The following is a 404-nucleotide window of genomic DNA, read 5'->3' as shown; positions in this document are numbered from 1 at the left end:
GAACTGGCGTTTGCCGCCGGCTTCAATTCGACGTCGGCGTTCTACAGCAGCTTCCGCCAGCACACCGGCCAGTCGCCCAAGGCCTACGTCAAACAAATTTCCCTGCGTGCACGCGCGCAAGACAGCCCCTGAGGCCAGGCTCTAGGATCACTGCCATCGAAGTGTGGTGGTGGAGCTTGGCATGCCTGCATGGCGCAATATCAGTTTATGGATGGACCAGCTGGACGAGCCGCTGCTGGCACGCGCGTCCCTGGAGCAGGACCTGGACGTCAACGTGGCCATCATCGGCGCCGGCTACACCGGGCTCTGGACCGCGTATTACCTGAAGCGCCAGGCGCCCGAGCTGAAAATCGCAATCATCGAGGCGCAAACCGCCGGGTTCGGTGCCTCGGGCCGTAACGGCG

Annotated in this window: 2 protein-coding genes; both read left to right on the top strand. The window is 63.4% G+C overall.

Annotated features, from left to right (window positions below):
• Positions 1-132: AraC family transcriptional regulator (locus HX846_RS32440; RefSeq protein ID WP_178966976.1), on the top strand; the 132-nt coding region annotated here is incomplete at its 5' end.
• A 49-nt stretch (positions 133-181) separates the two neighbouring features.
• Positions 182-404, top strand: a 223-nt coding sequence (locus HX846_RS32435; RefSeq protein ID WP_178966975.1) for an FAD-dependent oxidoreductase, incomplete at its 3' end; no start/stop codon positions are given.

The sequence above is a fragment of the Pseudomonas sp. K5002 genome, assembly GCF_013386655.1.
In the GTDB taxonomy this organism is placed as follows: Bacteria; Pseudomonadota; Gammaproteobacteria; order Pseudomonadales; family Pseudomonadaceae; genus Aquipseudomonas.
This window is presented reverse-complemented; position numbering and strand designations above follow the sequence as displayed.